Below are 26,433 nucleotides of genomic sequence, written 5' to 3'. Positions count from 1 at the left end.
GGGGAAGTCGGAACCCCTGCTCTCGTGCATTTTCTACTTATGGCATCCAGGTACCGCGTGATTTTTGGAAAAATCACGGACCAGGATACTCAGAAGCAATGTCCAGGTAACGTATTACGAAATAGAGGAAATTATATGATATATCAACATGTTATTTTCGTTGCAACTGCTGACGCTACTGCATTCGGGAAGGAGAACAAAGTTGCCGCTCCTGGACCTGCCCGTACTCAGCAAAAAGTAGGTGAGTGTCAGAGGATGGGCAACCCGGGGGATCGTATATGAAGATGACACGTCGTTCCGTTGTGCTCGGTGGCCTGGGCTTGCTCGCGGGTACGGCAATGCCCCGGGCTGTACTCGCTGAGCCGGGAGCTTTTTACGACCTTGCTGAGGGTCCTGATGACCTTGGGTTGGCCGCGGAAGCTTACATCTTTGGATACCCTCTGGTGACGATGGAACTGACGCGGCGGGTCATGTCCAACGTTGCTGAAACTGAGGGAATGCGGGGGCCGATGGGTGAAATCGTAAAGATGCGCAATTATCCCGACGCGTCATTCAGGGACGTTACCGCGCCGAATGCCGATACGCTTTACACAAACGCCTTCTTCGATGTTGGCAGCGAGCCCTGGATACTCAGTATTCCCGATATGAAGGGCCGCTATTTCCTCATGCCGATGCTTGACGGCTGGACGACGGTATTTCAGGTGCCGGGCAAACGCACGACGGGTACCGGAGCGCAGACCTATGCGATCACAGGCCCGGGCTGGAAAGGAACGCTGCCGGCGGGCGTACAGGAGTACAAGTCAGGCACCGACATCGTGTGGATGCTTGGCCGTATCTATTGTACCGGTACACCGGAAGATTACGCTGCCGTCCACAGGTTGCAAGACGAATTCAGGCTTGTTCCGCTCAGTGCATATGGAAAACCTTATACCCCGCCGCGAGGTAAAGTTGATGCATCTGTCAACATGAAGACGGCTGTGCGTGATCAGGTCAATCGAATGGATGGGGTGTCTTACTTCACGCTGCTTTGTGAACTGATGAAGACGAATCCGCCGTCAGTGGACGACGCGTCCTCTATCGCCAGGTTTGAACGTATCGGCATCATCCCGGGTCAGGACTTTGATAAGAATAAACTCAAAGCGGAATTCGCACGCCGTGTCCCGGATATTGCGTACGAGAGGATCATGCAGCAATTTAAGTCACTCGATAGCGGGAATGGCTGGTCGTACACGCTCAACACCGGACGCTATGGCACCGATTACCTGATGCGGGCTTTCGTCACCGCTGTTGGTCTTGGGGCAAATCTCCCCGAAGACGCGATATACCCGATCTCGAAGGCTGATGGAGAGAGGCAGAAATACAGCGGCTCGAACAAGTATGTTGTACGTTTCCCCAAAGGTCATTTGCCGCCTGTAGAAGGTTTCTGGTCGCTCACCATGTATGACAGCGGTTATTTCTTTGTGAACAACCCGCTTAACCGATATTCGATCAGCCCGCGCCAGAATTTGCAGGTCAACCCGGACGGATCGACCGATCTCTATATACAGAAGGATTCACCGGGTAAGGATAAGGAGTCGAACTGGCTTCCCGCGCCTCCAGGGGACTTTATGTTGATGCTGAGATTGTACTGGCCGAGTGAGACAGACCCGTCGCTTATCAACGGAACATGGAATATTCCAGCAGTCCAGAAGGTTGATTGATAGGTGGCTGAAGGAGAGGGATTCGACCAGGAGATATAAAGCAAAAAACGCCCGGGGTGGGTTCTTTTAAATGATAGTGCCAAACCGTGCTTGATTCAGTCGCTATTTTCTATCTGTAGCCCCTGGTCGTATCATAGCGATATTTATAACGTGATGAATTCATGTGAAATACATCGTTAACATGAGGTGACTGTGTGGGGAAACACAGGTAAGTAATATTTACCACCGGGCTAAGGCAAAACACAGACCGCCACTCGCTCAGCAGGACAGAGCCGGTGACACTGATGTTGCAGGTGCGGGGTTCAAGGCCCCGCTGGCGGCCCACTTTGGCTTTTCGGCCTGCGATGAAGGGATAACCCTGAGTGGCCGGAGAGCCCATTCTCAGCCGATGTGTGCAAACACTGATCTCACTTGCTGTTGACCACCGCATATCCGCACTTAGCTGCTTGTGAATCTCGCAAGATACCGTCCCCCACAGTATTTACTTTCCGCGATACACCGGCGAGATCCATTCGCATGGATACGCAGGGCCTCCTCTGTCGTGCCGTTTAGTCTACCGGCCTTAATGAAGCGTCAGATTTTGCCTGCGTGACAGGCTGAGGTCATACCTGTTTTCCTTCCCGCCCTGATGGTACGTCTGGCCTGAACGCCGGTTACGTTTATTCATTGAATTTACGTCTGGCATAACCGTGTTACAAAGAATGAGTATCTCCGTTAAAAAAACGTTCGTATGTTTCCTGCTTCGATTGGCCGATATTTTATTCCTCTTTACTCGGTAAATAGATGTCTATCCTGCTTATAAATTAAATAAGCATGATCATTAATACCGTATTTTGAAATTGTCGCAGTGCAAAAAAATAGCGGAGTGACAGTGTTGCACTAAAGACGCAGGGATATTGGCTGGCATTATTAACCCACAGAACAGGGACAGTTATGTCTAACTCTTTTCAGTCAGAAATACCTAAAGCGCGAATAAATCTTCAGCTGGATTTGCACACGGGTGGGGCTCAAAAAAAATCTGAGCTCCCCTTGAAACTGGTCGTGTCGGGAGACTTCAGTAATGGCCGGGAGACGGCACCGCTTTCAGAAAGGAATAAAGTCAATATCAATAAGCTGAACATGCAGCAGGTGCTGGCAGAGTTCGCGCCGTCGACAAGCTTTGACGTGAAGCATACAGACGGTGATGAAGAAACGGGAGAGAAGATTAACCTCACGTTCCGCCACATGAAAGATTTCTCCCCGGAACAGGTTGCCCGGCAGGTGCCGCGACTGCAGGCGATGCTGACGATGCGTAATCTCCTGCGCGATCTCAAAGCAAACCTTCTGGATGATGCCAGTTTCCGCCGTGAACTGCTGAATATCCTGCGTGACCCCGCCCTGAGCGACGAACTTCGCGCTGATATTGCCGCGCTGGCTCCTCAGGACGTCTGATCTTCCCCTTTCCATTCGCGAGATAAATCATGTCAGCAGAAAATACGACAGCCACAACGACAGAAACTCTGGTGCAGGAGCAGTCTGCCGGGATCTATACATCTTTACTGAATAAAATCAACCTGGTACCCGTCGACCAGCTCAACGATATCAGTGCATGGCGGGATGAGGCCGATATGGCGGAAGCCGGTGCAAGCCAGCGTGTGACCGCTGCCCTGGGTGTCTTTCTGGAGCAACTACGCCAGTCGGGTATGCAAAAAGTCGATAAACTGGATAAAGCCCTGCTGGATCAGATGATCGGTGAACTGGATCGTCAGCTCAGCCAGGACCTGGATAAGATCCTGCACCACCCTGAGTTTCAGCGTGTTGAAAGCCTCTGGCGTGGCGTGGAGCACCTGATTACACGTACGGACTTCAGAAAAAATATTCGCGTAGAGCTTCTTGATTTGTCGAAGGAAGATTTGCGGGAAGATTTTGAGGACGCGCCGGAAATTATCCAGAGCGGATTATACCATCACGTTTATTCTTCGGAATACGATCAACCTGGTGGAGAGCCTATTGCGGCGCTGATTTCGGCTTATGAATTTGATGCGTCTGCGCAGGATATCGCGCTGCTGCGTAATATCTCTAAGGTGTCTGCCGCCGCGCATATGCCGTTCATTGGCTCGGTGGGACCGAAGTTCTTCATGAAAAACACGGTTGAAGAGGTGGCGGCCATCAAAGATGTCACCAACTACTTCGATCGTGCAGAGTATATCAAATGGAAGAGCTTCCGGGATAGCGATGATTCGCGCTATATCGGCCTGACGATGCCGCGCGTGCTGGGGCGTCTGCCGTATGGCCCGGACACCGTGCCGGTGCGCAGCTTTAACTATGTGGAAGAAGTCAAAGGCCCGGATCACGACAAATACCTGTGGACCAGTGCGTCCTTCGCCTTTGCGGCCAACATGGTGCGCAGCTTTGAGAACAATGGCTGGTGCGTGCAAATTCGCGGTCCGCAGGCCGGTGGCGCAGTGGAAGATCTGCCAATCCATCTGTATGACCTCGGGACCGGCAGCCAGGTCAAAATTCCGTCTGAAATCATGATCTCCGAAACCCGCGAGTTTGATTTTTCAAATCTCGGGTTAATACCGCTGAGTTATTATAAAAACAGAGATTATTCCTGTTTCTTCTCCGCCAACTCCACCCAGAAACCGGCGCTGTATGACACCCCGGACGCCACGGCCAACAGCCGCATCAACGCCCGTCTGCCGTATATCTTCCTGATGTCGCGCATTGCGCATTACCTGAAGGTTATTCAGCGCGAGAACATCGGCACCACCAAAGACCGCCGGGTGCTGGAGCAGGAGCTGAACCGCTGGCTGAGCGGCCTAGTGACGGAGATGACCGACCCGGGCGATGCGCTGCAGGCGTCTCACCCGCTGCGTGAAGGCAAAGTGGTGGTGGAAGACATTGATGACAACCCGGGGTTCTTCCGCGTGAGGCTGTTTGCGGTGCCACATTTCCAGGTGGAGGGGATGGACGTCAGTCTGTCTCTGGTCAGCAAGATGCCGAAGGCCAAAGCATAACGGGTTGGTGCCATGAAAATTTATCGTCCGTTATGGGAAGACGGGGCCTTTCTGGCCCCACAGCAGTTTCAGCAGCAGGCTCTGTGGGATGCCCATGTGTCGGAGACGGTAGCCCGGATGGCGCTGGCGGATCCGTGGGGCGTGATCACGGCGGAGTTTGATGACGGGGCGCTGGTGCTGGCGCGCCTGAATGCCACCCGTCTGAAAGTACGTTTTCCGGACGGTACGCTGGTTGATACCGAACTCAGCGAGAATCTGCCGCCCGTGTGCGATCTTCAGGGGATCACCGGCGAGTGTGTCGGGGTGGTACTGGCGCTGCCGCTTCTGAACGCCAACGGCGGGAATCTGGATGATGGCAGAGACAGCGAACGTCCTCACCGCTGGAAGTCGGACAGGGTGACGGTGCAGGAGCTGGCGGGTCATGAACAGACTTCCATTCCGGTACTTCGGCATGCGCTGACGTTGCGCCTTGCCCATCAGGAGAATACCGCCTGGCTGACCTGCCCGGTGGCCCGTCTGGTGCGTAATGCGCAAGGGCAATGGGTACGTGATACCGGCTTTATCCCACCGATGCTGGCACTGTCGGCAGCGCCGTCGTTGCTTACCCGTCTGCGTGACTTATTACACCGTCTGCAGGCCCGGCGTCTTCGGCTGATGAGCATGCGCCGTGAAAGCAATGCCCGTCTGGCGGATTTTGCCGTGGCAGACGTATCGTTGTTCTGGCTGCTCAGCGCCCTCAACAGCGCCGAACCGGTGCTGGTCGAACTGCTGGAGAACCCTCACCGTCATCCTGAACTGCTGTACCGGGAACTGGTCAGGCTGACCGGGAGCCTGCTGACGTTTTCCCTGGAGCACGACGCCCGGGATATTCCCGCGTATCGGCATGACACCCCTGAACAGGTTTTTAACCCCTTGCTGACGCTGCTCGATCAACTGCTGGAAGCCAGTTTACCTTCCCGCGTTGTGGCCATTGAGCTGAAACAGGACGGGGTGATGTGGAAAGGTGCGCTGCACGATGCCCGACTGCGCGAGGGGGCCGATTTTTGGCTGTCAGTACGTTCATCGATGCCGGTACATGAGTTGCAGACACGTTTCCCCCAGTTGTGTAAGGCGGGCAGCTTCGATGATGTGTCGGAGGTGGTGAACGTGGCGATGAGCGGGATGGCGATAAAGCCCGTCAGCCATGTCCCTGCCGCTATTCCGGTGCGTCTGGAGAATCTCTATTTCGCGCTGGATCTGAACACCGATGCCGCCCGCGCGATGCTGGACGCGGGCAACTGCACGTTCTATACCCCTGAGTCGCTGGGGGACGTGAAGCTGGAACTGTTTGCGGTGTTACGCTCATGACACAGACCCCCGTGACCCGAACTGAACAGATATTTTATCCCGGCTGGCTGATGGCCTGCCAGTTACGTAACGGACATCCGATCCCCGACGGTCAGGCGCTTTACCGGTGCGCCCGTCAGAGGGTCACTGATATGCGCAGCCAACTGTCTGAAGCGGGGTTCAGCGAGTCAGCCAGTGAACAGATGCTGTTTGCCCTGTGCGCCCTGCTGGATGAGAGCGTACTTAACCGGGGGCAGGATGATGACGCGTACCGGACCTGGCAGAAAGATCCGCTTCAGGCACATTTCTTTTCCCGTCTCGATGCCGGTGAGGCCCTCTGGGTGCAAATCCGTGAGTTGCTTAAATCCCCTGCGCCGGATGCCGCGGTGTTGACCTGCCTGTACCGTACCCTGCAGCTTGGTTTTGTCGGTCAGTACCGTGAGCAGGACGACGAGCGCCGCGAGGATGTGGTGCGTGCGCTGGCGGAGCGGGTACCGCCCTTTACCCTGAGCCAGGACAGCCCTGTGGTGGTACGGCCCTCAACGCTGCGTGGTGGCCGGTGGTGGTACTGGCTGTCATGGGGTGCGGGTCTGGTGGCGCTGGTCGCGCTGTGGTTCGTGTTCTCCACGCTCCTGGATGGTCAGGTGGCGCAGATTATCGGACCGGGATAATGCCCATGCGCTCTATGTTCCTCCATGCGTGGGGGTTGCTGACCTTTATCCTGTCCCTCTGGCTGGTCAACGGCTTTTTGATGGTGTCACTCAGCACGCAACGGCTGCTCAGCCTGCTTGTTCTGCTTTCCACTGGCGGGCTGTTATGGCGTCAGTGGCAACGTCGTCCATCAGCGGGTGAGGCCCATGAACAGTTGGCTGATGATGTCCTTCCGCCGGATACCTTTACCGGTGCGGTTATCCTGGTTGCCGGGGATACCGTGTCCCTGTTTTTACCGGAACAACGCTTTCGTGAAACGTCTCAGGGCTGGTATCTGCGAACTGATACCCCGGAGCAGTTGCCCCGGCTGGCTGAGCAGCTTGCGCATACGCGTCCTGCACTGCTGCCCCGCGTGGCTGTGTTACTGGCGGTCACGCCGGAGCAGCATACTCGTGAAGAAACTTTTCAGCAGACGTTGAGAAGCTGGCAGCGAGCGATTGTGCAGTGCCATGAATGGCTACCTGGGCCGCCTGCCTTACTGAGTGCGGTCTGGCTTTCGCCGCCCGATGTTTCTGCACTGGCGGAAGCCCGCTGGTTTACCGCGACGCCCGGCCCTTCAGGGCTGCGGGCCCATCTCCCCGGTGAAGGTGTACTGACGCTGGGGGACTGGATGCGGGAAGCGGCGCCGGCGGTACGTCTGTCCCTGCTCAGCCAGAGTCTCTGGCTTGATAGCCTGCAGGCATGGTATCAGCGCGTGGTGGTCCCGGCATTGCAGAACGCCCCCCATGGTCAGAACGGTCTGCGGCCTGCGGCACTGGGGTACTGCCTGACGTCAGTTAACGGGGAGCACGATAATCTGTGGCAACAGCGGGGGGCAACACTGACCACGATGATGCCTGCTGCTATTCCACAAGCGTCATTGTTACCGCTACCGGATGTGCTGCTCAGCTCGCTCTCTCGTCACCGTGGCATTAGTCGCCGGATGCAGCACTGGCGGATCGCCGGGCTGATAAGCAGCGTGTTTCTGCTGCTGGCGATGACGTGCTCCTTTGTGAATAACCAGCGCCTTATTCGCACCCTCAGTGACCACCTGACGTTGTATGCCCGTCTGGGTGAGCAATCCACCGGTCCCCGTCTGCAGGCACAGGCTACCCTGCGTAATGACCTGCAACAGCTGAATGACTGGCAGCGCAGGGGCGTTCCGCAGCGCTACGGGCTGGGACTTTATCAGGGCATGCGTCTGATAGCCCCGGTGAACGCGGCGGTCAACGGCTGGACGCCGCAAGCCCCTGTCGCGAAAACGCCCACGGTGAAAACGGCTCCTCAGACCGTGCGTCTCGACAGCCTGTCGCTGTTCGACACCGCCAGCGCCACCCTGAAATCCGGCTCCACAAAAGTGCTGGTGAATGCGCTGGTCGGCATCAGGGCGAAACCGGGCTGGCTGATTGTGGTCAGCGGGCACACCGACAACACCGGCAATGCACAGCTCAATCAGACACTTTCCCTCAAACGCGCTGGCGCGGTACGGGACTGGATGCGCGACACCGGCGGCGTGCCGGAAAGCTGTTTTGCGGTGCAGGGCTACGGGGCCACCCGTCCCCTGCAGACGAATGACACGACGGCGGGCCGTGCGGCCAACCGTCGGGTTGAAATCAGTCTGGTACCGCAGGCGGATGCCTGCCGGATACCGGGCGTAACCCCGGCGTCATCACAGGATGATGGCGCTTCTCAACATCATCAATAAAGGAATCAATCAAATGGCAATTCCGGTTTATCTGTGGCTGAAAGACGACGGCGGTGCGGACATCAAGGGCTCTGTGGACGTGAAGGACCGTGAGGGCAGCATCGAGGTGGTGGCACAGGAACATAATCTGTACATCCCGACCGACAACAACACCGGCAAGCTGACCGGTACCCGCATTCACGAGCCGTTCCTGCTTACCAAGGAAATCGACGCCTCCAGCCCGTACCTGTACAAGGCAGTGACCACCGGTCAGACCCTGAAGTCTGCGGAGTTTAAGTGGTACAAAATCAACGACGCCGGTCAGGAAGTGGAGTACTTCAACACCCTGCTTGAGAACGTCAAGGTAGTGAAGGTCAACCCGGTGATGCACGACATCAAGGACCCAACCAAAGAGAAACACAATCATCTGGAGCAGCTTGAGCTGCGCTACGAAAAAATCACCTGGACCTACAAGGACGGCAACATCATTCATTCCGACTCCTGGAACGAACGCGCCACCGCGTAAGCCCTCTGGCGGACAGCCCTTTCTGTCCGCCTTTTTTGTTCAGTTCCTGCCCGGCGGGTGCTGAGCAAAAAAAACACCACAATCCGAAAAACTGACCTGATGCGCTTAGGGCTCCTTATCCACGGGAAACAGCGACGGGCGGTAGCGTGTCTGAAATCCCCGACTGCGAGTAAATGAACATGGAAAATCCCGCTGTACTGTTACGTCGTCTCAACCCGTTCTGCGCCCGTGCGCTGGAGGATGCGGCCACGTTGTGCCAGACCCGCGCCCATGCGGAAATCCATCCCGAGCACTGGCTGCTGAAGCTGCTGGAGCAGGGCGAAGGTGACCTCACCGTGCTGGCCCGTCGTTATGAATGGGACCTGGATGTCCTCTGGCAGGATTTGCTGGCATACCTGGACCGTCTTCCCCGTTCGGTCAGAAGCCGTCCGCAGCTGTCTGCGCAGTTTAACGAACTGCTGCGTCAGGCCTGGCTGTGCGCGTCGCTCGCCGGGGAAGAGCATATACGCAGCATCCATTTACTGATGGCGTTTCGCAGTCATCCGTCGCTGCTGCGCTGCGATGGTCTCTGGCCGCTGCTCAGCCTGACGGCCGGACAGATAACACAGCTGCGCCCGCTGCTGGATATGCACTCCGATGAGCGCCCTGCGGTTCAGCAGGAAGAAGCCGCACTGATGGCCGATGACAGCCATGATACCGGCAACGGTAACGTGACCTTTGTCGGCCGTCCGGTCGGTGCGGGCGGGGCGGCAGACTCAGCCACAAAAGAAGGTAAACCCGCAGCGGGCCTGCTGGCCGTCCTTGACCGCTTCACCACAGACGTGACCGCCAGAGCCCGTGAGGGCAGAATTGACCCGGTATTCGGACGTGACACTGAAATTCGCCAGATGGTGGACATTCTCTCCCGTCGTCGCAAGAACAACCCGATACTGGTGGGGGAGCCGGGCGTGGGTAAAACCGCCCTGGTCGAAGGGCTGGCGCTGCGTATCGCTGAGGGCAATGTGCCGGCGAGCCTGAAACCGGTCATCCTGCGCACCCTCGACCTCGGTCTGCTGCAGGCCGGTGCGGGGGTCAAGGGTGAGTTTGAACAGCGGCTCAAAAACATCATTGACGCGGTACAGCAGTCGGACAACCCAGTACTGCTGTTTATCGACGAGGCCCACACCATCATTGGCGCGGGCAACCAGGCAGGTGGGGCCGACGCGGCTAACCTCCTCAAGCCCGCCCTAGCCCGGGGCGAACTGCGCACCATCGCCGCCACCACCTGGTCGGAATACAAACAGTACTTTGAACGCGACGCTGCCCTGGAGCGCCGTTTCCAGATGGTGAAAGTGGATGAGCCAGATGACGATACAGCCTGCCTGATGCTCAGGGGCCTCAAGTCCCGCTATGCGGAACATCACGGCGTGCATATCTCAGACGAGGCGGTGCGCGCGGCGGTCACGCTTTCCCGGCGCTACATTACCGGGCGCCAACTGCCGGACAAGGCGGTGGACCTGCTGGACACGGCGGCGGCCCGCGTGCGCATGAGTCTCGACACGGTACCGGAAGCCCTCACCCGGCTGGCGGCGCAGGAGAATGCGCTGGTGCTGGAAGAAGCGGCCCTGCTGGAAGACCAGGCGGTGGGCCAGTCCGTGCCCGATACCCGACTGACGGACATTGCCCAACTGACCCGTCAGCTCACCGCCGAGCAGCAGACGCTTGAAGTCCGCTACAGCCAGGAGAAGCAGATGGTCACGCAGCTGCTGGACAGCCGCAAGACCTCCGGGCAGCAGGCCGCAACCGCTACGCTTTCACAACAGCTCCGCACCCTGCAGCAGAACAACCCGCTGCTGTGCCCGGATGTGGATGTCCGCACGGTGGCAGAGGTGATTGCCGACTGGACCGGCGTGCCGCTCTCATCACTGCTGAAAGACGAACAGACGGAACTCCTGCATCTGGAGACGCTTTTGCAGCAGCGCGTTGTGGGGCAGGAGACTGCACTCACTGCCATTGCACAACGCCTGCGGGCATCAAAAACCGGACTGACGCCGGAGAACGGCCCGCAGGGTGTATTCCTGCTGGCAGGTCCCAGCGGTACCGGTAAGACCGAAACGGCGCACGCGCTGGCGGATGCGCTGTACGGTGGGGAAAAGTCGCTGATTACCATTAACCTCTCCGAGTACCAGGAGCCGCACACCGTCTCGCAGCTCAAGGGCTCTCCACCGGGCTACGTCGGCTACGGTCAGGGCGGTATTCTGACTGAAGCGGTGCGCAAGCGTCCCTACAGCGTGGTGCTGCTCGATGAGGTGGAAAAGGCCCACCGGGACGTGATGAACCTGTTCTACCAGGTGTTTGACCGGGGCGTGATGCGCGACGGTGAAGGCCGGGAAATTGATTTTCGCAACACCGTCATCCTGATGACCTCCAACCTCGGGAGCGAACACATCATGCAGCAGTTCGCGGAAAACCGGGAGACCACCGACGGCGAACTGCACGAGCTCGTCAGGCCGCTGCTTCGCGACCACTTCCAGCCTGCGCTGCTGGCACGTTTTCAGACGGTGCTGTACCGCCCGCTCGGCGAAGCGCCACTGCGCACCATCGTGGCGATGAAGCTGGAGAAAGTGACGCAGCGGCTGACGCGCCACTACGGTATCACCACCACCATCGGGGAAAGTCTTTACGACACGCTGGCATCCGCTTGCCTGCTGCCGGACACCGGGGCACGCAACATCGACAGCCTGCTTAACCAGCAGATACTCCCGGTACTGAGCCAGCAGCTGTTGCATCACCTCGCCGCAGGGCAGAAGCCGCAGCACCTGACGCTGGGCTGGCACGACGAGGAAGGGATAGTGATGGAGTTTGGCAATACACAACGTGACGCGACGGAGAATAAATCAGCATGAATAACACCCTGAACCGTTACCGACTCAATGTGGGCACCTGTCCATCCCTGCTGGACGTGGAAGATTTTACCGGCGCAGAGAAGCTGAGCGGGACGTACCGGTATGTCATCTATTTTACCAGCCCGGATAAGGACATTCCGGCAGACCAGATGTTACGCAAACCCGCCAGCCTGACGATGGCCGGGGGACAGCTGAAGCTGCTGACGGAGCAAAAACGGGTCCATGGCGTGGTGACGCAGTTTGAGCGCCTGACGGGCTCTGCTGACCAGACGAAGTACCGCATTACGCTTGAGCCAAAACTGGTGCTGCTGGACAGGCAGTTTCGTACCCACCGCTTTTTTATCAACAAGTCGGTCCCGGAAGTGGTCACGCAGATTCTGCAGGAGCATGGCCTGAAGAACTGGGAGTATGCGTTTTCGCTCAGACGTACTTACCCTAAGCGTGAGCAAATCAACCAGTACCAGGAAAATGACCTGCAGTTTATTCAGCGGTTGCTGGCCGAAGTGGGCATTTTTTACGGGTTTACCCTGCAGCAGGATACGCAGACGGAAGTGGTCAACTTTGGCGACACGCAGTATGCGCTGACGGCCCGCCATACCCTGATGCTGAACAGTCCGTCCGGCATGAATGACAACGCCGTGGATTCGGTCTGGGGACTGAAACTAACCCACAACGTGGTGGAGGCCTCGGTCTCCACCAAGGATTACAACCACCGGGAAGCCCAGTTCCGCCTGGAGTCCACGCCGGCAGACATGACGCGCGGCGATGGGGAAGGGGTGACCTACGGGGATGTGTACCACTATAAGCCACGTCATCTTGAGCTGGGTGAGCGGATTCACTCAGAAACCGAAAGTGCCAACTTCTACGCCCGCCTGGACCATGAACGTTTTCTGGCAAACCAGACGCACATCACCGGTACCAGCACCGATGCCAGCCTTTCACCGGGACAGGTGGTCACTATTACCGGGGACAGTCACAACTCGCTCCCTGAACTACTGCAGGGTGAAATTCTGCTGACCGGCGCACAATACCGTGCCAGCCGAAAAGAAGCTCTGATGGTGAGTCTGCACGCGGTACCGTACAGCGACACGCTCTGCTGGCGTCCGGCACTGCTGCCGCGTCCTCAGGTGACAGGAACCATGACCGCCTGGGTGACCAGCGCAAAAGCCCATGATATCTACGCCTGGCAGGATGCCTCCGGCCTCTACCGCGTGAAGTTTGATGCCGACATGGACGATAAGGACGCGGGGCTGGAGAGTATGCCGGTGCGTCTGGCGAAACCCTACGGCGGGGATATGTACGGTTTCCACTTCCCGCTGATCCAGGGTACGGAAGTGGCGATTGCGTTTCATGAAGGGGATCCAGACCGCCCCTACATTGCCCATGTGATGCATAACTCCCGTTCGCACGACCACGTGACCGACAAAAACGGCACGCGCAACGTCATTCGTACCGCCGGACTGAACAAGCTGCGGATGGAGGATAAACGCGGCGAAGAGCATATCAAACTCAGCACCGAGTACGGCGGCAAGACGCAGCTGAATCTGGGTCACAATGTCAACGCGGCTCGTGAATTACGTGGCGAAGGGGCTGAACTTCGTACTGACCGACATGTATCTGTGCGCGGTGGTGCTGGGGTCTTTATCACAGCCGACAGCCAGCCTGCAGCTGGTGGCAAAATGCTTGCAATGCGTGAAGCCATTTCTCAGCTCAATAATGCGCTGACAATAGCGAAAAGTCTTGCTGCTGCTGCAGAAGGGGCGCAGGCATTACCCTCTGATACCGAGAGCCAGGAAAGTCTTAATGCCGCGCTGAATGCGCTGAGCCAGCCAGGGATCCTGTTGAATGCTCCACAAGGGATAAGTATCACCAGCCCGCAGGCGGTACGCCTGGCGTCAGGGAGCGCCAGCGTGGGTATCATGTCGCAAAAAAATACGGATATCAGCGCACTGAAACGCTTTACGGTTGCTGCGGGAGAAGCGATCAGCATACTGGCCCGTAAAGCCGGAATGAAACTGTTTGCAGCAAAGGGAAAGGTGGAGATACAGGCGCAGGATGATGGGCTGGATGCGATTGCGAAGAAGGATGTCACGATAACCAGCACTGAAGGCCGGGTGGAGATTACTGCGTCGACAGAGTTAATTGTGAATTGTGGCGGGGCATACATCAAACTGAGTGGTGGCAATATTGAGGTGGGCTGTCCGGGAAATATATTGCTTAAGTGTAACACTATCCAGAAGACGGGAAGTGCTGATTATAACATTACCCAGCGCTCCCTGCCTCAGGGGTATAGTGAATATTTTGTTGCCAGAGATAAAGATACTGGAGACATACTGGCAAATACACGATACAGGATTACAACAAGTGATGGCGAGGTTTATGAGGGACGTACCGACAATGAAGGTAATACCTCAGAAATATTCGGCGCGGCAAAAAGAAAAATAAATATTGAACTGCTCGGTGGTTAATGCAGGGAGTGAGAGAATGGCTAAGGGTATACAACAAAGTAATCTGGATAATGTGAGTAAAGCAACGGTTGTCCACGGCGAACATGAGCCTCAGATTTACTTCCATCCTGGAAGCGCAACGCTTTTATGTGTCGATGCTCAGGATAATCGAATAATTGAGCAGGAGCACGCACTGTTATCCTCGCTTCTGGAATCGCAGAATAAAGCACAAAATGTTCTGGATGAGATTAATTATGAAATGCTCACCCAAGTGGGTACTAAACCACAGAGAGTCTATGACAGCAGACTGAAAGATGCTTACGATAATCTCAATAAAGCAAATGCAAAACTGACAGAAGAACTGAAAACTCTCTCAGAAAAAGTCCCCGAAGGTGAGTTGCTTGATGAGAACTCGAAGGAATCAGCAGTCGGGATAATGGAACTCATTCCATTAAAAGGCACCACCGGTTTTAAAATGACCCATGTCAGATCGGATAAAATAAAAAATCACTGGCGAAAATATAAGTTAAGCGAAGTTGATAAAGAAAGTGGTGAAGCCAGTTTTGTTAAATATGAAAACAAAGAAGTGGTTTCAGGGCATGATGCCAAGGGTAATGAAATAAAAACGAAAGTTCGCTCCGCCAAAATTGATGTGAAAGAGCTAAAAAAACAATTAAAAAAAGTATCAGCAACTTTGAAGTTTGAAGATGAACTACTGGAAGACAGCAATGTTGTTCTTACTGACTGGGCAAAAAAAATGAATAAAGGGCTAACCTGGCCCAATGAAAATGATAATCCCAATGATGAGTCAACCTTTCATCAGTACGTCGATCTGAGTGCTCAGGCCCAGTTAATGCGCTACAGCCAGGGGGCTGGGTTATCGGCAGAGTTTAATCCGTTAGAGAAAAAAGCCTCAGCAAAAATCGAGGGGCATTCGAGTTTTGCTCTGGGTGAAGCGAAAGGCTCTGCGGAACTCTATATTCCTGACAGGTTAGGGGTAAAGTTGCTGTTTCCTGCAAGAGAGGATGTCAACAATCTTGCGGAAATGGCGCTACCAGATGCTGGTGTGTGTAACATGGGCGCATTGCGATTTTCGCTTACGGCGGTACTGTCGGGCAACGCGGGTGCCAGCCTCGCGATTGAACTGGGTGTTGAAGCTGATGCCAGCGGGGAAATGGCAAAAGGATATGGTATTAAAGGTCGCAGGGCCAGCCTGGCCCCGCCACCTCAGCCAGGAAGACGAACGATCAATCTCGCCAATCCGGTTATCCCTGATGTTAAAGCGGGTGGGGAAATTGGGGCTTTTGCGGGAGCGCAGGCTGGCGGTAACGTCAAAGGGGCCATTGAATGGTTCGATCCACATCCGGATGAGGGAAAGAAAACGACGGATAATGCTGATAACCCCATTGTACCAACGGAGAAAAAATTTACGGCGATTGCCACACTTTCACTTGGTTCAAGCTTTCAGGTGGGAGCGGGAGGCTCTGGCGTATTTTACATCTCGTATATTAACAGCCGTTTCAGAATTTATTGTAAGGCTGCGCTTTGTTGGGGAGTGGGTGCAAAGGGCTCTCTCGGATTTGAAGTTGATGGTAATGCCTTTGCTGCATTTATGAAGAGCTTTATGTTTATGCTCAGAAATGTGGACTATCAAAAGCTGGATCAGATGATGGCAGGGGATGCCTTCCGTTCTTTGTGCGCAATTCCTATCATTATGGCTGCTCAAGGTATACAGGCTGGCGAAGCAATGCTTACAGATATGGTTGTGTTATTACAACGCATTGAAAAAGATCTTTTTGATGAAAAAATACGTGTTAAGTTAATGGAGAGCATTTTAAGTAACCCTGATCAGCTAAAGTATACACCACCAGAGACAAAGGGGGCCATAATCGCCACTCTGATAGACATCAACTGGGCGGATTGGATTGATCCAAGAAATCAAAACAATAATTTCTTTTCTGTTAATAGCTGGCTGATTGGACCATTGAAACTCCGAAAACAGGCTGTTTTTAAGGCGTTAAAGTGGGTCCAGAGCCAGGCTGATTATAATAACGTTATGCAGCATCTGAGTACGTCGCCAGGCGAGAAGAAAGGCGACAGCAAGCGCAATGAACAGGATGTCATCAAATTCCTTGGTATTGGTGAGCGTAGTTTGTTTTTCTACACCCACTACGGTGAAAAACTGGCGCTGCTATACGGTAACTTGCCCGTCTCTGTTGACCACGACGATCCCTTTGTTCCTATTCCCGACCAAGTAATGGATGAATACCTTGCGATGGTGGATGAACAACATCCGGCAAATCCCCTTATGAAAAACACTATGATGGCGTAATCATTGAGGAACGAGATGAATAAGAAGCTAATAACTATCGTGGCGGGAGTCTGTTTTCTGACCGGTTGTGAACGGAGTAATATTGATACTCAGGTCACGAAAGCCCTAGTAGATAATTCTGTTGCAAACATGATCCCCGTACAGGGAGGTGAATTTTTAATGGGGGACTTTGGGCCCTTAGTGAAAGAAAAGCTGCCATTTAGTATCCAGCAGGATGATAAACATCTGCACAAGGTTATTCTGAGCGACTTTGCGATATCGAAGTTCAAGGTGACGAATGCGGATTACGCGGCTTATCTGAAGTCTACGGGGAAAGAGAAACCACCTGCAGATATAATGGCAAAGCGTCATCCATCCCTACTAAAAGATGACTACCCTGTAGGAGTCATTTGGCAACAGGCTAAGGATTACTGTCAGTGGCTGGGTAAAGAGTCAGGTAAAAAAATCGACCTGCCGACCGAAGCTCAATGGGAATATGCAGCGAGATCAAGAGGTCAATATCTTCCCTTTGCCACCGACAATGGGGTGTTGGAGAAAGGCAAGAACATACCCGACGAAGAGCAACTGGATGAGTATACAGATGGACTAGGTATCCCCATCTACCCCATTGGCAAATACCCCCCAAATCAGCTCGGCCTGTATGACATGGGCTTAAGTGGCTCAGAGTGGGTGAATGACTGGTACGCATCAGATTATTACTCTCACTCCCCTGTGAAAGATCCTCAAGGACCTTCAAATGGTACTAAAAAAGTATTGCGGGGTTATGTTGGTGGTGACAGTCAATACGCCCTGACCATGTTCAGACAATCGTCACTGCCTATACCCAAAATCGACGAAGACGATGATTATGAGAAGTATGGGGTTGGTCCACAATATGTATTTCGCTGTGTGGTTAATTACTAAACTCCAGTTGTTTAGGTCATCATCCTTTCCAGCTTACAGACCTATTTATAAAACGTATTCTGATTATGTTTGTTTTTCTATACCCACTACGGTGAAAAACTGGCGCGTTTATACGGTAATTTGCCCGCCTCTGTTGACCACGACGATCCTTTTGTCTCTATTCCCGACCATGAAATGGATGAATACCTTGCGATGGTGGATGAACAACATCCAGCGAATCCAATCATGAAAAACACTATGATGGCGTAATCTTTGAGGAATAAGATGAATAATAATTTAATAGCTATCGTGACAGGAGTCTGTTTTCTGACCGGTTGTGATCGGAGTAATGTTGATACACAAGTCACGAAAGCCTTGGTAGATAAATCCGTTGCAAATATGATCCCCGTACAGGGAGGGGAGTTCCTCATGGGTGACTTTGGTCCCCTAGTGAAAGAGAAGCTGCCATTCAGTATCCAGCAGGATGATAAACATTTGCATAAAGTCGTTTTGAGCGGCTTTGCGATATCGAAATATAAAGTTACTAATGGTGATTATAATAAATATCTTAAGGTAACCGGTAAGCCCCCCCCTCCAGTCAACATATTGTTGAAAGACTATCCATCATTGGCAAAGTATGATTATTCTGTTGGTGTTACCTGGCAACAGGCGAAGGATTATTGTCAGTGGTTAGGTAAAGAGTCTGGAAGAAAAATAGACCTGCCGACAGAGGCGCAATGGGAATATGCGGCGAGGTCCAGAGGTCAGTATCTTCCATTTCCTACAAACAATGGCGAGTTTACACCTGGGGTTAATATACCAAATGAGGATGAACTGAGTAAATATACCGATGGGTTCGGCTTTCCTTTTTATCCAGTAGGAAAATACCCCCCTAACCCCCTGGGTCTCTACGACATGGGGTTAAGTGGTTCTGAATGGACTAATGACTGGTACGCATCGGACTATTACTCTCACTCCCCGGTGAAAGATCCTCAGGGCCCCAAAAAAGGAACGCGGAAAGTATTGCGGGGGTATGTTGGTGGTGACAGTCAATATGCCCTGACTATATTCAGGCAATCGTCACAGCCTATCCCCAAGGTAGACAAAGATGATGATTACGAGAAGGATGGTGTTGATCCTTCATATGTATTTCGCTGTGTTATTAACAGCTAGATTAAAGATGGTTTGTATATGCGATTATTCTCCTCAAAGATTATTTTTATTTTCTGTTCATTTTTATATTCATCAAGTGTTCTGGCGAATAGTCAGCATTATCTTGTTGAGGATATTAAGAACCTCAACCTTTACTTGTGGAATGGTCCAGAAGTTAAGGATAGAATACTCATTGGATACAATTTTTCAGGTGGTATGGATTTCAATGCTACTACCGGACTTATCTGTGGTGGAGTTGGTGAAGCCAGTAGTTATTTATGGGCTGCAAATGTTAAGTCTGGACTTAAGAAAAGTTTTTTCCCGTCAAGTGATGTGTACTTCAGGACGGCCCCCATCAATAATGTTGTTATTTCGTCAAATGATGGCCGTTGTATCTTTACCGACGGAGAAAATATTTACTCTTACAACATGAACTCTTCTGTATCTAAGGTTATATTTTCCGGTGGGGGAGATAAAACAGACAAGCCACATCGGCTATTCTTTAACGATAAAAACAATATTGCTGTTGCTATTTTTGACAAACACTTCTCTCTGTTATCGAAGTCCAGAAGCGAAAATACATTAAAGGAAGTTCACTTTTCAAAAGACATCAAATACTCTCTAAAATCACTAGGGGATTTTGCTTACCTTTCCGATAATGGCGATGTTTTATATGTCAATGCATATCTTGAAGATAGTGGCATGAATGAGATCGAAAACCCTGCGTTATTGTCAATCAATACACGCACCGGAGTTGTAAATAATATTTATCTACCACGTATGGATGATGCTGGATATGGGGTTGAGCAATTTTATGTCTTTAATGATGAACATAAAATCGCAATGCTACTTGGTGGGCGCTCAAAGCCCGTATGGTATGTTTTTACTGAAAATGGCGCGTCAAAAAGTAACGGAAGTGACTATGGGCTGCTTTTTAATAAATACAATTCCGGATTGAAGGCTGTTCAATTAACCAGTGGTCATGACTATTTTTATTCAGTTACCACCGATAAAGGTGATTTAATAAAGATAAATCTATCTGGTGGTTTTAACACTATTTCTTTTGATGTTAAGGGCGAACTGAACCGTACTGTTAGCGTGTCGCATGGTGAAGCTTCTTATCCGTTTGTAGAACCGAAACTATCCAGACCAAAGAAAGGTAGTGCCGTAAAGGTATTAGGTGATTATATGGTTTGCAAAGATTTGAATAACTCTCCGGACGAAAAGAACTGTGGTTCGGCAAGAAGTGGCGTTGATGCCGTTGTACAGGATATAAGAACCATTGAATCTCAGGAGTTTGTGAAAATATCTCCAGAAAAAGATCCGGATCTAGTTTTCTGGACGGTTGTTGAAAACTTGCAGTCAGTCAATTAATTATTTTTTTCATATAGCAAAGGGAAGATTATCATGTCAAAAGGGTTTGTATTACTCGGTGATAAAACTACGCATGGTGGTGAAGTGATTTCTGCATCGTCCACCATGATAGTCAATGATAAAAAAGTGGCACTGGTAGGTGATAAAGTCAGCTGTCCAAAAACGGGGCACGGTATTAATGCCATTATTGAAGGCTCTTCTGAATGGTTTTTAGATGGTAAAGCCGTTGTCGTCGATGGGTGTCATTGCGAATGTGGCTGCCAGGTGATCTCCGGTGCACCGGATGTCGCAATAGGATAATGCATGGCCTGGATACGTAATAAACCCGCTATAGCAAAAATGCCAGAAGAGCCGTCATTAATTATCTGGCTGTTTGCTGGTCTGGTTGCGCTGATTGCTGGCGTACTGCTGTTTGTGCTTCATGCAAACCATTTACTGAGGGTATGGCAGCAGTACAACGTCTGGCTACTGTCCGGTGCCCCGGTATTTGTCTGGTTTGTGCTGATTTGTCTGCGCGGCTGGATATATAACAATGGCGTGGACAAACACGAGTTTGAAGCTAAAGAAGCGAATTACGCGCAACAACAGTGGGTTGAATGGGCGGGACGTTATCTGGCAGTTATGTACAGTGAAGCGCTTCTGCCTGGCAGGCTGACTCCGGCACAGTTTATGGCCGCTTCCGGCAAGGAGAAACATATAAACCAGGCGCTAAGGATTGATGCGGACAATGACGTTGATGCACTGTCTGTGCTACTCGGTAACGTCTGCCCGGCTATCCAGCGATTGTCTGCTCGCCTCCCCCTGACAGTTGTCCTGTTGACCGATTCCCCCGACGATGATGATGTGTTGCTCCAGGCGTTTAGCGACTGCTGGCAGCAACAGATGCCAGCGGGCAGTGCGGTACCCTCTCTGGAGATATTACGTTCATACTCCTTTGCCTCCATTGAGCAGCGGATCAAAACGCCCGAGATTCTGGTCGAATTAATTCTGGTTCACCAGATGCACGGCGCAGAGCAGTACAGCGATGCGCTGGCAGCGCTGCTGCTGACCCTCGACGATGTCGCCGACAAATTTAAACTTGAGCATGATGTGCGTCTGTTGCGCCCGATGCCGTTGAGTACTGACGTTCTTCTCACAGAGCTGGATCTCTACTTTTGCACACAGATGCAGGCGAATACCACCGGATACATCATTGGCGATCATCTCCGCTGGGGGGATGACTTCGCCACTCTACTCGAAGCCAGCGAAAAATATGGCGGTGACTGGAAAACAGAGCAACTTCACTGGCTGGAAACATATACCGGTATCTGCGGTCCTTTTTCTTCCTGGATTTTGGCTGCCGTTGTCAGTGACCTGGTGCGTCTGCTGCAGGCTGACTGTCTGATGCTTTCCGGCAGCACCAATCATCGTTTTATTAATACCGTGACAACCGGGAATAAGGATCAGGAGCATGAGTAGTTCAGTGTGGCGCGGCAACTGGGGACGCTACGGATTAACGCTGGTGATCGCGGGGGCTATCGCCTGGCTGATAGGGTATTTTGGTGACGAAATCGGGATCACTTCATTGCGGGAAAAATGTCTTATTGTTGTTGCGGTCTGGATATTGTTGTTGATCCTGCGTCACGGTGGCGTGATTGGTCTGCTGGTGCAGGAGCGGTGGCATCGCTTTCAGGCTACACGCAAAAGTGAAATCCCTGACGAGGACATTCGCTCTGTCCAGACCGCGCCTCATAACGTCACCGTCAGCGAAATCCGCGAGACGCTGCGCCATCAGTACGGCCGATTCTGGTCCCATAAGATCCGCATTCTGCTGGTTACCGGCACCCCGTCGGAGGTCGAGTTGCTGACCCCCGGACTGACCACGCAATTCTGGCAGGAAGACCGGGGGACGCTGCTGCTGTGGGGCGGTGACCCGGCACAGCCTGTAGATACGGTCTGGTTGCGGGCGCTGCGTCAGTTGCGCCGCACTCCAGCCGACGGGCTGGTGTGGGTAACGGCCTCGCTGGAATCAGCTGACGAAGACGCTATGGACCAGCTCGGTCGAACGTTCCGGGAGGTTTACAGCCATCTTGCACGACGTCTGCCTCTGTACGTCTGGTCTCTGGAAACAGCGGGTAGTGTACAGGCCGATCGGGTCACCCAGGCGGTGGGCTGTCTGCTGCCTGCCGGTTGTCGCCCGGAGGCGCTGACCACTCACCTGCAGGCTCTGGTACCAAACCTTATCCGCCGTGGCATTCAGCAGATATGCCACGAGTCGACACATCACTTCCTGTTGACGCTGGCTGACCGCCTATCGGCCAGCCCGGAATCTATCTCTAAACCCCTGTCGCCGTGGCTGAATCCGCACCGTCCTCTGCCGCTGTCGGGCGTGATATTCAGCCCGCCCTCCGTCGGGGCTGAGCGCAGCGTGAAGCACCACTGGGCGAAAGACAACCGCTGGGACGTGCTGCCAGCAACGGTGCGGGAACTCCCTGCCGTACTCAGGCCTGCGGGACTCAACGAGGGGCGCATAAAACTCGCGGCCATAACCGCCGCCTCCGCGATGGCACTGTGTGGTATCGCGATGGTGGTCTCCTTTGTGGCTAACCGCACGCTGGTATCTGGTACACAACAGCAGGTGCAGGCGGTCCTGGATACGCACCGGTCCCTGACGGTTCGGCTGCAGGCGTTGACGACACTGCAGAAGACATTAGCCCGTCTGGAGTACCGTGAGGCGCACGGTGCCCCCTGGTATCTGCATGCGGGTCTCAACCAGAATAACGTGTTACTGAGTGCGGCATTTCCCCGCTATGCGCAGAGTGCGCTGCCGCTGATCCGGGATGCGGCAGCCGGCCATCTTCGCCAGCAGCTCCAGGCGTTTGTGCAGTTACCCGCGGACAGTCCGCAGCGGGCTCGCCTGGCAAAACCGGCCTACAACCAGCTGAAGCTTTGGCTGATGCTGACCCGTCCCGACAAAATGGACCCGGCCTGGTTCCGCGACACGCTGATGCAGGCGTGGCCGACTCGCGAGGGGATGGCGCCAGGGGCGTGGCAGGGGGACGGGCCAGCCCTGCTGGCGTTCTATGCCGCCGCCTTACCTTCGCACCCGCAGTGGCGCTTAAACAACGATGATGAACTGGTCAGCACCACCCGTGGGCTGCTGGTCCGCCTGACGGGGATGCGCAACAGTGAATCGGGCCTGTACCAGAAGGTGCTGAAACAGGTGTCACACCTCTACGCCGATATGCGTCTGGAGGACATGACCGGTGAGACGGACGTGGCGCGGCTCTACACCACAAAAGCTGTGGTACCGGGCATGTTCACCCGTCAGGCCTGGGAAAATGCCGTGCAGCCTGCAATTGAAAAGGTGGTGAAAGAGCGCCGGGATGAGATGGACTGGGTGCTGACCGACAGTAAGAAGTCCGCCTCGCAGCAGGTCTCCCCTGAGACCCTGAAACAACAGCTGACTGACCGCTATTTTGCCGATTTCAGCGGTGCCTGGCTTTCGTTTCTCAACAGCATCCGGCTGCAGCCCGCGCCGACACTCTCAGATGTTATCGACCAGCTTACCCTGATGGCGGATGTGCGTCAGTCGCCACTGATTGCGCTGATGAACACCCTGAACGTGCAGGGGCGTACTGGCGAGACAGGAGGCGCCATCACCGATTCACTGGTGAAATCCGCGAAGAATCTGCTGTCCCGTGAGAGCGTTCCGGCCATTGACCAGAGCGCTGCCACGCACGGCCCGCTGGATGACACCTTCGGTCCGGTACTGGCGCTGACGGGCAAACAGACCGACGGCAACAGCGACAGCCTCCTGAGTCTGCAGACCTTCCTTACCCGGGTGACCCAGGTACGCCTGCACCTGCAGCAGGTCACCGACGCCACGGACCCGCAGGCGATGATGCAGGCGCTGGCGCAGGCTGTGTTTCAGGGGAAGAGCGTAGATTTAACGGACACCCAGAACTACGGCAGTCTGGTGGCGGCAGAGCTGGGTCAGGAGTGGCGCAGCTTTGGGCAGACCCTGTTTGTTCGCCCGATGGCACAGTCCTGGCAGCAGGTCCTGACGCCGGCTGCTGAAAGTCTGAACGCACAGTGGCGCGCATCGGTGGTGAACGACTGGAACCGCGCCTTTGGCGGGCGCTATCCGTTTAAGGACACCGACAGCGACGCGTCGCTGACGCTGCTGGCAAAATACCTCGATGCGGACTCCGGCAGGGTGGCCGCGTTTATGAAGACCAGTCTGAACGGCGTGCTGCATCAGGAGGGGAGTCATTGGGTGCCGGACTCGCTCAACAGTCAGGGGCTGACCTTTAACCCCGCATTTCTGGATGCGATTAACACGCTGAGCCATGTTTCTGATGTGGCGTTCACGACGGATACGGCCCGCCTGCAGTTTGACCTGCGTCCGGGGACGGCGGCAGGGGTGGTGGAGACCGATTTTCGCACCGACGGTCAGACGCTCAGTTATGTTAACCAGATGCCGGTCTGGAAACACTTCAGCTGGCCGGGTGATACAACTTCACTGGGGGCTTCGTTAAGCTGGATAAGCGTGCAGGCCGGTACCCGCTCGTATGCTGAGTTACCCGGAGAATGGGGGCTTATCCGTCTGCTGGATAAAGCAGAGGTTAAGGGATATCCCGGACTCAACAGCAGTTACCGGCTGCGCTGGGATGCTCAGGACGGGCGGGCGCTGAATTACACCCTGCGAACGCAAGCCGGTGAGGGACCACTGGTCCTGCTGAAATTGCGGCACTTTACCCTGCCGGACACCGTCTTCGTTGTCAAAGATGCACACGCGGACCGGACAACGGCGGATGAGCAGACGGAGGACTCGGACTGATGGCGACGCTGCATTCCCTACTGGCGGCCTGTCAGGCCGAACAGAATACGCTGGCTGAACAGACTCAGCAGCGGCTTACGCTGTGGGAGAACTGGTTGTTACCGGTTTCGGAACGGGCCCCCACCGGCGATGATCCCGGCTACGACGATGATTTTCAGCGACTGCGCGAGGAGATGGACCGGCTTTCGGGTATTGACCCGGCGATGGTCTGTTGTCTGAGTGAAAAACTACTGACCACTGCCACGAAAGACATTCGTATAGCAGCCTGGTACGCCTGGGCGAGACTGACGATAGAGGGTGAGGCCGGTCTGGCTGACGGACTGGAGCTGCTGGCCGCGCTCCTGCAACGTTTTGGGACGCAGCTTCACCCGCAGCGTGAGCGCCCCCGGACTGCGGCACTGGAATGGCTGGCGGGAACGCGGATGCTGGACAGCCTGGCGCTGTATCCGGAAGCCTCGGTGGAAGATTCTCGACGTATCGCCGGGGCGCTGCAGGTAATAGCAAAGACAACCACGCCTGAGGAGGGCGAACCCAGGCTACAGACCGGTGCGCTGTACACGGCGCTGGCGTCCCGGCTGATGACATCCGGCGGGGCGGATGCCGTGATACCGCAGAACTCTGCCAGTGATGCACCAGGCATATCCGCAACGACCACGCGTACTTCGTCACTCCCGGGTGGAGCAACCATTGCTTCTGGTCGTGACCTGCTGGACCTGGCCCGACAAATGACCGCCTGGCTGAACGAACAACCTGAAGGCTGGCTTGCTGCACACCGGCTGATGAAGACGCTGCGTCATGACACGCTGCAGCAGTTGCCGCCGTCTGAGGGGGATGGCCGCACCCGCATTGAGCCTCCCAGGGCGGATGCCCGTGCACTTCTGAAACGGCTGTATCAGCAGCAGTGCTGGAGCGAACTTCGGGAGCAGGCGGACAGCCTGTTCTCACGCGGGGCCGGTCACCTGTGGCTGGATGTGCAGTGGTATATCCATCAGGCGTTACTGAAACTGGGCCGTGAGACGGAAGCCGCCATTATCCAGGACGACCTGAAAGGGCTGCTCAGTCGCCTGCCTGGTCTGGACGCTCTGGCCTTTAATGATGGTTCTCCCTTTGCCGACGAAGTGACATTGAGCTGGATACGCCAGCGGGTACTGAATGATGCGGCTGACTGGCAGGAGCCCTCCTTCAACACGGCAAGCACCACCGAAAACGATATTCTGGCGCTGGAAACCGAAGCCATGGAAAAAGCCGACAGCGACGGTGTGGAGGCGGCTCTGACCTGGTTACAACAGCGCCCCGGTGTGGTCTCCCGTCGGGAGCGCTGGCTGATGCAGTTGCTGATGGCCCGTATCGCCGAACAGTACGGTAAAAACACGCTGGCCCTGCATCTGCTGGGTGAGTTGAATGCGCAGGCGGGCAACCTGACGCTGCAACAGTGGGAGCCGGAGCTGCTGTTTGAGGTGAAGGCCCGAAAACTCAAATTGTTGCGTCTGCAGGCCGGGCGCAGTGAAGCGGAGAAAACGCGGCTACAGCCGGAGATGGAATCGCTACTGGCCGGACTGGTGGCGCTTGATCCCGCCAGAGCCTTTGTTTTGTGCGGTTAATCCTGAAGAGAAA

General features: G+C 54.4%; 18 protein-coding genes. All 18 read left to right on the top strand.

Translation table 11 applies throughout. The features are described from left to right. The first annotated feature begins 278 nt into the window (after positions 1–278). The 18 genes from M2406_RS10810 (at position 279) to tssA (ending at position 26,420) form a co-directional block, all read left to right on the top strand. Positions 279–1,700 carry a DUF1254 domain-containing protein gene (locus M2406_RS10810; RefSeq protein WP_259189913.1) on the top strand — a complete coding sequence of 474 codons (1,422 nt, stop codon included), beginning with the start codon at positions 279–281 and terminating at the stop codon, positions 1,698–1,700. 933 nt (positions 1,701–2,633) lie between these two features. Continuing rightward, positions 2,634–3,131, top strand: a complete 498-nt coding sequence (tssB, locus tag M2406_RS10805) for a type VI secretion system contractile sheath small subunit (protein ID WP_259189912.1) — start codon at positions 2,634–2,636, stop codon at positions 3,129–3,131. Positions 3,132–3,160: 29 nt separating this feature from the next. After that, the gene (gene tssC, locus M2406_RS10800) at positions 3,161–4,699 is read left to right on the top strand and encodes a type VI secretion system contractile sheath large subunit (RefSeq protein WP_259189911.1); all 1,539 of its coding nucleotides are present in this window, start codon (positions 3,161–3,163) and stop codon (positions 4,697–4,699) included. Between the two features lie 12 nt (positions 4,700–4,711). After that, positions 4,712–6,046: a type VI secretion system baseplate subunit TssK gene (tssK, locus tag M2406_RS10795; protein ID WP_259189910.1), complete on the top strand. Its 1,335-nt coding sequence runs from the start codon at positions 4,712–4,714 to the stop codon at positions 6,044–6,046. Further along, positions 6,043–6,696 carry a type VI secretion system protein TssL, short form gene (gene tssL, locus M2406_RS10790; RefSeq protein WP_259189907.1) on the top strand — a complete coding sequence of 218 codons (654 nt, stop codon included), beginning with the start codon at positions 6,043–6,045 and terminating at the stop codon, positions 6,694–6,696. Before tssK ends, tssL begins: the two co-directional genes overlap by 4 nt. Before the next feature lie 5 nt (positions 6,697–6,701). Then, the gene (locus M2406_RS10785; RefSeq protein WP_259189904.1) at positions 6,702–8,420 is read left to right on the top strand and encodes an OmpA family protein; all 1,719 of its coding nucleotides are present in this window, start codon (positions 6,702–6,704) and stop codon (positions 8,418–8,420) included. A gap of 13 nt (positions 8,421–8,433) precedes the next feature. Beyond that, the gene (locus M2406_RS10780) at positions 8,434–8,925 is read left to right on the top strand and encodes an Hcp family type VI secretion system effector (RefSeq protein ID WP_259189903.1); all 492 of its coding nucleotides are present in this window, start codon (positions 8,434–8,436) and stop codon (positions 8,923–8,925) included. Positions 8,926–9,104: 179 nt separating this feature from the next. After that, the gene (tssH, locus tag M2406_RS10775) at positions 9,105–11,810 is read left to right on the top strand and encodes a type VI secretion system ATPase TssH (protein WP_259189974.1); all 2,706 of its coding nucleotides are present in this window, start codon (positions 9,105–9,107) and stop codon (positions 11,808–11,810) included. Beyond that, positions 11,807–14,278 carry a type VI secretion system Vgr family protein gene (locus M2406_RS10770; protein WP_259189901.1) on the top strand — a complete coding sequence of 824 codons (2,472 nt, stop codon included), beginning with the start codon at positions 11,807–11,809 and terminating at the stop codon, positions 14,276–14,278. The genes tssH and M2406_RS10770 overlap by 4 nt, the downstream gene beginning before the upstream one ends. A 16-nt stretch (positions 14,279–14,294) precedes the next feature. Continuing rightward, positions 14,295–16,589 carry a hypothetical protein gene (locus M2406_RS26510; protein WP_259189900.1) on the top strand — a complete coding sequence of 765 codons (2,295 nt, stop codon included), beginning with the start codon at positions 14,295–14,297 and terminating at the stop codon, positions 16,587–16,589. Between the two features lie 15 nt (positions 16,590–16,604). Then, a complete protein-coding gene (locus M2406_RS10760) occupies positions 16,605–17,492 on the top strand; it encodes a formylglycine-generating enzyme family protein (protein ID WP_259189899.1) in 888 nt (295 codons plus the stop codon). A 69-nt stretch (positions 17,493–17,561) separates the two neighbouring features. Next, positions 17,562–17,741, top strand: a complete 180-nt coding sequence (locus M2406_RS10755; RefSeq protein ID WP_259189898.1) for a hypothetical protein — start codon at positions 17,562–17,564, stop codon at positions 17,739–17,741. Between the two features lie 15 nt (positions 17,742–17,756). Further along, positions 17,757–18,644 carry a formylglycine-generating enzyme family protein gene (locus M2406_RS10750; RefSeq protein WP_259189897.1) on the top strand — a complete coding sequence of 296 codons (888 nt, stop codon included), beginning with the start codon at positions 17,757–17,759 and terminating at the stop codon, positions 18,642–18,644. 18 nt (positions 18,645–18,662) lie between these two features. Next, the gene (locus M2406_RS10745) at positions 18,663–19,997 is read left to right on the top strand and encodes a hypothetical protein (protein ID WP_259189896.1); all 1,335 of its coding nucleotides are present in this window, start codon (positions 18,663–18,665) and stop codon (positions 19,995–19,997) included. 33 nt (positions 19,998–20,030) lie between these two features. Beyond that, on the top strand, positions 20,031–20,297 hold the full coding sequence (locus M2406_RS10740) for a PAAR domain-containing protein (RefSeq protein ID WP_259189895.1): 267 nt from the start codon (positions 20,031–20,033) through the stop codon (positions 20,295–20,297). A 3-nt stretch (positions 20,298–20,300) separates the two neighbouring features. Then, a complete protein-coding gene (locus tag M2406_RS10735; RefSeq protein ID WP_259189894.1) occupies positions 20,301–21,455 on the top strand; it encodes a hypothetical protein in 1,155 nt (384 codons plus the stop codon). Then, positions 21,448–24,819, top strand: coding sequence for an ImcF-related family protein (locus M2406_RS10730; protein WP_259189893.1), 3,372 nt, complete (start codon positions 21,448–21,450; stop codon positions 24,817–24,819). The genes M2406_RS10735 and M2406_RS10730 overlap by 8 nt, the downstream gene beginning before the upstream one ends. Next, a complete protein-coding gene (gene tssA, locus M2406_RS10725) occupies positions 24,819–26,420 on the top strand; it encodes a type VI secretion system protein TssA (RefSeq protein ID WP_259189892.1) in 1,602 nt (533 codons plus the stop codon). Before M2406_RS10730 ends, tssA begins: the two co-directional genes overlap by 1 nt. The last annotated feature ends 13 nt before the right edge of the window (positions 26,421–26,433 follow it).

Origin of the sequence: Serratia sp. BIGb0163, assembly GCF_024809935.1 — a bacterium.
In the GTDB taxonomy this organism is placed as follows: domain Bacteria; phylum Pseudomonadota; class Gammaproteobacteria; order Enterobacterales; family Enterobacteriaceae; genus Serratia; species Serratia quinivorans.
This window is presented reverse-complemented; position numbering and strand designations above follow the sequence as displayed.

Excerpts from the sequence above, each read along its gene's own strand:
- M2406_RS10810 (WP_259189913.1), top strand. The coding sequence starts at position 279 with ATGAAGATGACACGTCGTTCCGTTGTGCTCGGTGGCCTGGGCTTGCTC.
- tssB (WP_259189912.1), top strand. The coding sequence starts at position 2,634 with ATGTCTAACTCTTTTCAGTCAGAAATACCTAAAGCGCGAATAAATCTT.
- tssC (WP_259189911.1), top strand. The coding sequence starts at position 3,161 with ATGTCAGCAGAAAATACGACAGCCACAACGACAGAAACTCTGGTGCAG.
- tssK (WP_259189910.1), top strand. The coding sequence starts at position 4,712 with ATGAAAATTTATCGTCCGTTATGGGAAGACGGGGCCTTTCTGGCCCCA.
- tssL (WP_259189907.1), top strand. The coding sequence starts at position 6,043 with ATGACACAGACCCCCGTGACCCGAACTGAACAGATATTTTATCCCGGC.
- M2406_RS10785 (WP_259189904.1), top strand. The coding sequence starts at position 6,702 with ATGCGCTCTATGTTCCTCCATGCGTGGGGGTTGCTGACCTTTATCCTG.
- M2406_RS10780 (WP_259189903.1), top strand. The coding sequence starts at position 8,434 with ATGGCAATTCCGGTTTATCTGTGGCTGAAAGACGACGGCGGTGCGGAC.
- tssH (WP_259189974.1), top strand. The coding sequence starts at position 9,105 with ATGGAAAATCCCGCTGTACTGTTACGTCGTCTCAACCCGTTCTGCGCC.
- M2406_RS10770 (WP_259189901.1), top strand. The coding sequence starts at position 11,807 with ATGAATAACACCCTGAACCGTTACCGACTCAATGTGGGCACCTGTCCA.
- M2406_RS26510 (WP_259189900.1), top strand. The coding sequence starts at position 14,295 with ATGGCTAAGGGTATACAACAAAGTAATCTGGATAATGTGAGTAAAGCA.
- M2406_RS10760 (WP_259189899.1), top strand. The coding sequence starts at position 16,605 with ATGAATAAGAAGCTAATAACTATCGTGGCGGGAGTCTGTTTTCTGACC.
- M2406_RS10750 (WP_259189897.1), top strand. The coding sequence starts at position 17,757 with ATGAATAATAATTTAATAGCTATCGTGACAGGAGTCTGTTTTCTGACC.
- M2406_RS10745 (WP_259189896.1), top strand. The coding sequence starts at position 18,663 with ATGCGATTATTCTCCTCAAAGATTATTTTTATTTTCTGTTCATTTTTA.
- M2406_RS10740 (WP_259189895.1), top strand. The coding sequence starts at position 20,031 with ATGTCAAAAGGGTTTGTATTACTCGGTGATAAAACTACGCATGGTGGT.
- M2406_RS10735 (WP_259189894.1), top strand. The coding sequence starts at position 20,301 with ATGGCCTGGATACGTAATAAACCCGCTATAGCAAAAATGCCAGAAGAG.
- M2406_RS10730 (WP_259189893.1), top strand. The coding sequence starts at position 21,448 with ATGAGTAGTTCAGTGTGGCGCGGCAACTGGGGACGCTACGGATTAACG.
- tssA (WP_259189892.1), top strand. The coding sequence starts at position 24,819 with ATGGCGACGCTGCATTCCCTACTGGCGGCCTGTCAGGCCGAACAGAAT.